8 protein-coding genes are annotated in these 8,154 nt (G+C 67.8%); 7 read left to right on the top strand and 1 reads right to left on the bottom strand.

The features are described 5' to 3' along the window. The 7 genes from HV675_RS14595 to HV675_RS14565 form a co-directional block, all read left to right on the top strand. Positions 1 to 805: type II secretion system F family protein (locus HV675_RS14595; RefSeq protein ID WP_175111620.1), on the top strand; the 805-nt coding region annotated here is incomplete at its 5' end. Positions 806 to 807: 2 nt separating this feature from the next. Continuing rightward, positions 808 to 2,070 carry a type II secretion system F family protein gene (locus tag HV675_RS14590; RefSeq protein WP_175111619.1) on the top strand — a complete coding sequence of 421 codons (1,263 nt, stop codon included), beginning with the start codon at positions 808 to 810 and terminating at the stop codon, positions 2,068 to 2,070. An 11-nt stretch (positions 2,071 to 2,081) separates the two neighbouring features. Continuing rightward, positions 2,082 to 2,900 (top strand): tetratricopeptide repeat protein, encoded by an 819-nt coding sequence (locus HV675_RS14585; protein ID WP_246270272.1) that lies wholly within the window; start codon positions 2,082 to 2,084, stop codon positions 2,898 to 2,900. Between the two features lie 26 nt (positions 2,901 to 2,926). Then, positions 2,927 to 3,343: a DUF3613 domain-containing protein gene (locus tag HV675_RS14580; RefSeq protein ID WP_175111618.1), complete on the top strand. Its 417-nt coding sequence runs from the start codon at positions 2,927 to 2,929 to the stop codon at positions 3,341 to 3,343. Between the two features lies 1 nt (position 3,344). Then, entirely contained in the window at positions 3,345 to 5,126 is a 1,782-nt protein-coding gene (locus HV675_RS14575; RefSeq protein WP_246270271.1) for a TadG family pilus assembly protein, read from the top strand. Positions 5,127 to 5,136: 10 nt separating this feature from the next. Beyond that, complete coding sequence (locus HV675_RS14570) at positions 5,137 to 6,528, top strand: sigma 54-interacting transcriptional regulator (RefSeq protein ID WP_175111617.1); 1,392 nt, start codon at positions 5,137 to 5,139, stop codon at positions 6,526 to 6,528. A gap of 48 nt (positions 6,529 to 6,576) precedes the next feature. Continuing rightward, positions 6,577 to 7,299 carry a DUF2968 domain-containing protein gene (locus tag HV675_RS14565; RefSeq protein WP_175111616.1) on the top strand — a complete coding sequence of 241 codons (723 nt, stop codon included), beginning with the start codon at positions 6,577 to 6,579 and terminating at the stop codon, positions 7,297 to 7,299. 262 nt (positions 7,300 to 7,561) lie between these two features. Here the strand turns inward: HV675_RS14565 and HV675_RS14560 are convergent, their stop codons facing one another. Then, positions 7,562 to 7,762 carry a hypothetical protein gene (locus tag HV675_RS14560; protein ID WP_175111615.1) on the bottom strand — a complete coding sequence of 67 codons (201 nt, stop codon included), beginning with the start codon at positions 7,760 to 7,762 and terminating at the stop codon, positions 7,562 to 7,564. Between the last annotated feature and the right edge of the window lie 392 nt (positions 7,763 to 8,154).

Genomic DNA, 8,154 nt, shown 5'->3' with positions numbered 1-8,154 from the left:
AACGGGCGCCGCGCCCGCACGCGGCGTGACTGCGTGGCGCACATCCTGGCGCACCCTCGAGGCACGTGCGGCAAGCGCGCTGCACAACACGTTGAACCGGGCCGGTCTTGCGCATGCGCGCTGGCTGCTGCTTGCCGGCGTGCTGTGCGCGTTGCTGCTGGGCGTGCTCGCCAGCGCATACGGCGGATGGCCTGCCGCGGGCGCGGCGCTCGTTGCGTGCGCGCTCGCGCTGTACGTGCTGGTGTCGTGGCGCACGCGCGCGCGGCGCGCGCGCATCGTGCGGCAATTGCCTTCGTTTCTCGACGGCATCGTGCGCCTCGTGGTGCTTGGCAACAGCGTACCCGCCGCGTTTCAGGCCGCGTTGCAGACCACCGAAGCGCCGCTGCGCGAGTGCCTCGATCACGTGTCGCGGATGCTGCGCACCGGCGTTGAAATCGACCGCGCGCTGCAGCATGTCGGCGAGCTGTATCGCGTGAGCGAATTCGAAATGGTCGGTTCGGTGCTGCGGCTGTCGGTCAAATACGGCGGCCGCGCGGACACGATGCTCGAGCGGATGGCGGCCTTCATGCGCGATCTCGAACAGGCGCAGCGGGAGCTGTCGGCGATGTCCGCGGAGACGCGGCTTTCGTCGTGGGTTCTTGCGCTGCTGCCGATCGGCATCGCCGCGTTTCTGATCGTGTCGAATCCGCGTTACTTCGCGTCGATGTGGCATGACGATACCGGGCAGCGCCTCGTCTATCTCGCGTTCGGGCTGCAAGCGGCAGGCGTTTTTCTGCTGTACCGGCTCGTGCGGCTGAGGAACTGACGATGGCGCCACACTCGATCGCCGTTCTCGCGCTCGTGCTTGCCGCGCTGGCGATGCTGCTGCTCGCGGGCGCGCTGATGGCGCGTATCGCGTCCGCACGCCGCAGCGAGCGCACGCTCGCCGATGCGCTCGAACGCCGCTCCGCGCAAACCGTTGCGGGCGCAACGAGCATGGCGTCCCGCGCGGATGCCGCACGCGGTGCGCCGGTCGCGGATGATGCGATGAGCGGCGCGCGGCGCGGCAGCGCAGCGTCGGCAGGCACAGCCGGCGTGACATCCGGCGCGACCGTGCAAACAACAGGCATGGGCGGTGCGGCATCCGGTGCAGCCGTGCGGCCGGCAGGCACGGCCGGTATGGCATCCGGCGCCGGCGCGCAAACGGCAGGCACGGCGAAGATGGCGGTCGCACCCGGCACACCCGGCGCACCCGCGAACGCCGCGATGCCGACGCAACCGCTTCGCCGGTCGCGCCACGCGCGCCTGCGGCGCGTACTCGATCGCGCGGCGCGCGTCGGCGGCGGCTGGCTCGATACGCCGCCTGGCCGCCTGATCGTCGCGGACGAAGACCGGCGTCTGCTTGAACAATGCGGCTTTGTCGACGCACGCGCGCGCGGCCTTTTTCTGGTGGCACGGCTCGCGTGCGCGATCGTGTTGCCGGCCGTCGCCGCCGCGTGTGCCGAAGGCCGTATCGCCGGCACGCGCTTCCTCGCGCTTGTGCTGATCGCGCTGGTGGCCGGCTTCATGCTGCCGAAGCTGCTCGTGCGACGCCGCGCGGCCGCGCGGCGCGACGCGGTGGTCGACGAGCTGCCGTTGCTGGTCGATCTGTTGCGGCTGCTGCAGGGCGTCGGCCTGTCGCTCGATCAGAGTCTGCAGGTCACGATCAACGACTTTCGACGCATGCTGCCGGTGCTCGCGAGCGAACTGGAAATCGCGCAACGTCAGTTCGCCGCGGGCCGCACGCGCGAGCAGTCGCTGCAGCGCCTCGCGTCGAGCTTCGATAACGAAGACCTGCGCGCGGTCGTGCGGCTGCTGATCCAGGTCGATCGTCACGGCGGCGCGGTGCAGGAGCCGCTCAGGCAGTTCGGCGACCGGCTGCGTGACGGACGCCGCGCGCTGTTGCGCGAAAAGATCGGCCGCCTGACCGTGAAGATGACCGGCGTGATGGTCGTCACGCTGTTGCCGGCTCTGCTGATCGTCACCGCGGGACCGGGCGTGCTCGCGGTCCTGCATTCGCTGTCGCAACACACTTATGTTCGGCATCGCTAAGGAAAAGCATCATGAACCGTTCGATCGGGACCGTGTTCGGCGCGGCGGCGCGCCGCTCGCTGCTGTGGTTCGCATGCGCGCTGTGCGGCGCGTGCTCGGTCAATCCGGCGGGTTACGGCGTCGGGCCGCAGGCTGAACGCGAAGCGATGCTGCAGCAGACGCAGCGCGATCCGGCGCCCGACACGCCCGGCATGTATCTCGCGCTGATCGACCGGATGCAGGCGCAAGGCCTCTATTACGCGTCGCTCGCGCATATCGATGCGTTCGATCGCCAATACGGCGCGACGCCCGATTCCATCCTGCTGCGCGCCGACGCATTGCGTGCGACCGATCAGCCGGTGGCGAGCGCAGCCGCGTACCGGCAATTGCTGGCGACGCCGCTCGCGGCGCGCGCGTATCGCGGACTCGGCCTGCTGGCGGGCGCGAGCGGCAATTTCGACGAGGCGTCGTCGCAGCTCGAGCATGCGGCGCAACTCGCGCCGACCGATCCGGCGACGCTATCCGATCTCGGCTACGCCCGGCTGCGCGCCGGCGACGTCGCGGGTGCGCGCGTGCCGTTGCTGAAGGCCGCGGAACTCGATAGCGGCAATCCGAAGATCGTCGCCAATGTCGCGCTGTATCTGGGCGCCGACGGGCAGGGCAAACGCGGCGAAGCGCTGATGAATGAACAGAAGCTGTCGCCCGCGGTGCGTGCGCGGATTCGCGACGAAACCGCGCTCGTGCTGAGCGCGGCCAGTCATACGCCGCGCGCCGCGCCGGGCGGGCATGCGCAGCCGGTGGCGAGCGCGCGCGAGCCGGCGCCGCCGCTGCTGCAGCGCTTTGCGCAGTGATGCAGCTCTTTCGGGAGGGGAACGTGATGGAATACGTGAAACGGGGCAGTCCGCTGATTCTTGCCACGTGTGTCGAGGGTGTGCTCGCCGTTGCGCTTGCGTTCGGCGTGGCTCAGGCCGCCGTCGCACAGACGCAAACGGGCGCGGCGGCGGACCCGCATGCGGTCGACGCCGTAAGCCAACCGGCGGCAGATGCCAGTGACGCGCCGCCCGCAAGCGAAATCGGTCACGCGACGCTGAGCTGGCTCGACCTGCAGCGCAGCGGCCGTGCCGCAGCCGCGCCGCAACCGATGCTCGGCGCCGAAGCGTCGCTCGCATATCAGCGCTATCTCGATTCGTTCAGGACGAAGATTCCCGCATCGTTCGGCTCGTCGATCGACAGCGGTTACTCGGGCAATCAGCTGCATGTCGACTATACGAACGGCGGCGGCCCGCAGAACTGAGATGCGCGATCCCGTTCGTCCGGTTCAGTCCATGCAGCGTGCGCGCGCGCATCGCGTGCAGCGCGGCGCGATCGCGGTGACCGCCGCGCTGTGGCTGGCCGTCGCCGTCGCGGCGCTGGGCGCGCTCGATGTCGGCAATGTGTTTCTCGCGCGCCGCCAGTTGCAGCGCACCGCCGACATGGCCGCGTCGGCGGGCGCGCAGTCGATCGGCGGCGCGCCCGGTTGCGGCGGCGCGACCGATGCCGCGAAGGCGAATGCGACCGGCAACGGACTGCAGCCCGATGCGACGATCACGGTCACCTGCGGCCGCTGGGATGCGCCGGCCGCCGGCGCGCCCGTCTTCGACGAGGACGGCACGCCGTTGAACGCGGTCCAGGTGGACGTCGCAAGGCAGATTCCGTATCTGTTCCTCGGGCCGTCGCGCACCGTGCACGCGAGCGCGACGGCGAAGGCGGTGAACATCGGCACCTTCGCGGTCGCGACCAGCACCGCGACGCTATCCGGCGGCGTGCTCAACGGCCTGCTGAACAGTCTGCTCGGAACGAATCTGTCGCTCGGCGTGCTGACCTTTCAGAATCTGGCGTCGACCCGGATCAAGCTCGGCGACCTCGCGACCGCGCTGAATGCCGGATCGATCGACCAGTTGCTGAAGATGAACGTGAGCGTCGCCGATCTCGCGCACGCGATGGTGAGCGCACTCGACGCGAGCGGCACCGCGAGCGCGGATGTGACGAGCGCGCTCGCGACGATCGCAGCGACGGTGCCCGCCGGTCTGAAGCTCAATCTCGGCAACAGCGGGTCGGGCAACGGGCTGTTCGCGCTCGGGCTCACCGATCCGCAAGGCGCGCTGTCCGCGCAGGTCAGCGCGCTCGATATGCTGATGGCCGCGGCGCAGATCGCGAACGGCACGTCCGCGATCGACGTTTCTCCGGTCCTCAACCTCGGGGCGCTCGCGAATGTCAGCGCGCGGCTGGTGGTGACCCAGCCGCCCGTGATCGCGGTCGGCGAAGCGGGCGTCGATGCCAACGGCGTCGCGCGTACGAGCGCGCATGCGGCGCAGGTGCGGCTGTATGTGAACCTGAGGATCGGCAACTTCAACGTGCTCGGACTGGTGTCGGCCGGCGTGCTGAATTTGCCGCTCTACATCGAGGTCGGCGATGCGACCGCGTCGTTGCAGAGCACGCAGTGCACCGGGGCGCGGCAGACGAGCATCAGCAAGATCGGCGTGCAATGGGGCGCGGCTGCCGTGTGCGTCAGTAACGCCGCGGTGCTGAACCCGTCGAACACGACGCAGCCGGTGAACTGTTCGCAGCCGGCAAGCGTGGCAAGCCTCTCGGTGCTGGGCTACCCGCTGCTCGGTGTCGGGCTCGGCAATCCGTCGCCGCCCGCTGGCGTGCAGGTCGCGCTGCGGGCGTCGTCGCCGGCCGGGGCGACGCCGCCGACGCTCAACTTCAACGCGCAGCCCGGCGACGCCGACGACTACCAGTCGGTCAATACCAACGCGCTCGGCTCCGCGAGCGCCGGTCTGCTGGGGCAGGTCATCACGCAACTGCCGAACGCGCTGTATCTGAGCGTCGGCGGCGTCAATGTGCGACTGGGCAACCTCGGCATCTATGTCGCGCTCGCGCCGATCCTGAACGGCGCGGTCGATGCGCTCAAGCCCGCGCTGAGCCAGCTCGACACGCTGCTCGTGCCGCTGCTGCAGGCGCTCGGCGTGCAGGTCGGACTCGCCACCGTTCATGACATCGCGCTTTCCTGCGGTGAAGCACAACTCGTCAACTGACTCCTCGCCAATGAGAACCCCAGCCAAAATCGATGAAGTCGACCTGTACGTGTGGGAGGGCAAAGCGGACATCATCGACCGCGTCGCACGCTGCATGGCGAGCTTCGACGTCGAGGTGATCCGTGCCGACGGCACCGCGCTTTCGCCGGAGCGCCTCGCCACCCGGCCGTCGCTGGCGATCATCAGCGTGTCCGCGATCGACGCCGGCGCGATGCTGCCGACCGACTGGCAAAGCGCGCACGGCATTCCGGTGATCTGGGTCGGCGCCGCGCCGCGCGAGAGCGACCCCGCGACGTATCCGCCCGAATACTCGCATGTGCTGCCGCTCGATTTCACCTGTGCGGAACTGCGCGGGATGGTCAGCAAGCTGGTGGTGCAGCTGCGCGCGCACAGCGCGCAGACGCTCGCGCCGACCGCGCTGATTGCGAGTTCCGAATGCATGCAGGCGCTGCTGCACGAAGTGGATACGTTTGCCGATTGCGATACGAGCGTGCTGGTGCACGGCGAGACCGGCGTCGGCAAGGAGCGCATCGCGCAACTGCTGCACGAAAAGCACTCGCGCTACGGCGGCGGACCGTTCGTCGCGGTGAACTGCGGCGCGATTCCGGACGGTCTGTTCGAGTCGCTCTTTTTCGGGCACGCGAAAGGCTCGTTCACCGGCGCTGCCGCGACGCACAAAGGCTATTTCGAACAGGCGGACGGCGGCACGCTTTTTCTCGACGAGATCGGCGACTTGCCGCTGTTCCAGCAGGTGAAGCTATTGCGCGTGCTCGAGGATGGCGCGGTGACGCGGGTCGGGTCCGCGACGCCGGTCAAGGTGGACTTCCGGCTGGTCGCGGCCACCAACCGGAATGTGCAGAAGCTCGTCAAGGACGGCACCTTCCGCGCGGACCTCTACTACCGGCTCGCGGTGATCGAGCTGCGCATCCCGTCGCTCGAGGAGCGGGGCGCCGCGGACAAGATCGCCATCTTCAAATCGTTTATTGCGTCGGCGATCGGCGCCGAACGGCTCGCGCAGCTGCCCGACATTCCCTACTGGCTCGCCGACGCGGTGGCGGATACCTACTTTCCGGGCAATGTTCGCGAACTGCGGAATCTGGCCGAGCGCGTCGGGGTCACGGTGCGCCAGATCGGGGCGTGGGACGCGGTGCGGCTGCAACGCCTGCTGACGCTCGCGCGCAACGGTCAAACCACGCCGGCTGAAGCCCCGGCCGAGACGGTGGTGGACCGCAGCAAGTGGGATATGAACGAACGCAACCGCGTGCTGGCGGCATTGCACGCGAACGGCTGGCGGCGCCAGGATAGCGCGCAGTATCTCGGCATCAGCCGCAAGGTGCTGTGGGAGAAGATGCGCAAGTATCAAATTTTCGACGAGGAACCCGAAACGCGTGAAAGTGAGTAATAATGAGACGATTGGGTGAAAACAAAAACTGTTCAAAGCAGGAACTACATGGACCAGAAGTCGAAAGTCAGGCAGATCATACTGTCGGTAGTGATCGCGATCGGGGGAATGCAGGCCGCTCAGGCGCAAGAAGCGGTGTCGGACAGTGCAGCGAGCGGTGCCGCTGGCGAAACGGCCACGGCGGCGCAGCCGGATATTCTGGCGGCATCGTCTGCGGCGGCCGGTCAAACGATTGCGCTGACACCGGACGAAGCGAAGCAGTCGGCCACCGGCAATGTGGCGGAACTGCAACAGATGATCCACGGCCCGGATCTCACTGAAATGCGCACGACGTACAACGGCAGCTATGGCGCGAGCCTGCTGTTCTACGGCAAGGAAATGACCTATTACGTCGCGCTTTTCCAGCAGAAGAACTTCTGGCGCGTGATCAAGACGCAGGACGATCAGCGCGCCGAGATGATCTATCGCGACTTCGTTCGCCAGACGCTGCAACTGTCGGATATCGAAATCCGGCGCACCAGGCTTGAAGCGCAGAAGGCGTTTACCGAGCGGCTCGTGGCGCTGTCTCAGGAACGGGCCAACCGGTTGCAGGCGGACCTGACGATCGCGCGCCAGCAGCAGGTGATCGTGAGCAACCAGCAACAGCAGAACCGTGCGGAAGCGACTGCGCTGCAGCAGCAGAAGTCGCAGGCGCAGGCGCAGTTGCGCGATGCACAGCGCCAGGTTCGCGAACTGCAGCGGCAACTCGACAGCGGTTTGCCGATACGCTGATTCGCTTGCGCCGCGGCGCGTGAAGTGCCGCGGCCGCTACGGCGCATGCCGTGCGTTCGATGGCGTTTTCCGAAGCCGCGATTCGACGCGGCGCGATTCAATCCGGCGCGATTCGACGTGTGCCGCTCGGGCTCGACGCGGCGAGGGCGGTGCGCTCGCCCACACAATCCTCAAATCTGCTCATGCGGCCATTCGCGCGCCGGGCGCCGGTTGGCGTTCGCGCGCAGGCCGTACGGTTCGGTATTGCGCGCGAGGTAGCAGGTCAGTGATGCTTCGCGCGCGCCGGCGGGCGCTTCACCGGCTGCTTTGCGGCATCGGCGTCCGACTTCGCGGGCGTGCGGTTCGGTTTGTCGGTATCCACCGCGATCGGGTCGCTGGCCGGAAACGTTTCTTCGAGCGCTTCGTCGAGGCGGTGCTCCGCGGTGAGCTCGGCCTGCTGTGCTTTTGCCTTCGACGTGGACATATCGTTCTCCGCTCGGACGTTGTCGAACAACCAGAATAGCGCAAAGCCTTGCGCGACAACATTCGGCCGATCGGCATAGGGCAAATCTTAATCTGGCGCGCCGATGCCTCGACCTCCAGCGGACCACTATGCTGCTGCCGCGACACCGCGACACCGCGACACCGCGACACCGCGACACCGCGACACCGCGACACCGCGACACCGCGACACCGCGACACCGCGACACCGCGACACCGCGACACCGCGACACCGGAGCGCGGCCAATCGCCCTCTCAGCGTGCCATCACACCCCGTCGCCGTGTTCCGGTAAGCAACGCATGAATACCGCAGCAGCAGTCCGTCGCGTGAGCCGCGCGGCCAGCGATGGAATATTCGCGCGCGCAAGTTCGTTC

Origin of the sequence: Paraburkholderia solisilvae, assembly GCF_902859875.1 — a bacterium.
In the GTDB taxonomy this organism is placed as follows: Bacteria; Pseudomonadota; Gammaproteobacteria; order Burkholderiales; family Burkholderiaceae; genus Paraburkholderia; species Paraburkholderia solisilvae.
This window is presented reverse-complemented; position numbering and strand designations above follow the sequence as displayed.

What these genes read in the sequence shown, in the direction of transcription:
- HV675_RS14590 (WP_175111619.1), top strand. Translation starts at nt 808, where the DNA reads ATGGCGCCACACTCGATCGCCGTTCTCGCGCTCGTGCTTGCCGCGCTG.
- HV675_RS14585 (WP_246270272.1), top strand. Translation starts at nt 2,082, where the DNA reads ATGAACCGTTCGATCGGGACCGTGTTCGGCGCGGCGGCGCGCCGCTCG.
- HV675_RS14580 (WP_175111618.1), top strand. Translation starts at nt 2,927, where the DNA reads ATGGAATACGTGAAACGGGGCAGTCCGCTGATTCTTGCCACGTGTGTC.
- HV675_RS14575 (WP_246270271.1), top strand. Translation starts at nt 3,345, where the DNA reads ATGCGCGATCCCGTTCGTCCGGTTCAGTCCATGCAGCGTGCGCGCGCG.
- HV675_RS14570 (WP_175111617.1), top strand. Translation starts at nt 5,137, where the DNA reads ATGAGAACCCCAGCCAAAATCGATGAAGTCGACCTGTACGTGTGGGAG.
- HV675_RS14565 (WP_175111616.1), top strand. Translation starts at nt 6,577, where the DNA reads ATGGACCAGAAGTCGAAAGTCAGGCAGATCATACTGTCGGTAGTGATC.
- HV675_RS14560 (WP_175111615.1), bottom strand. Translation starts at nt 7,762, where the DNA reads ATGTCCACGTCGAAGGCAAAAGCACAGCAGGCCGAGCTCACCGCGGAG.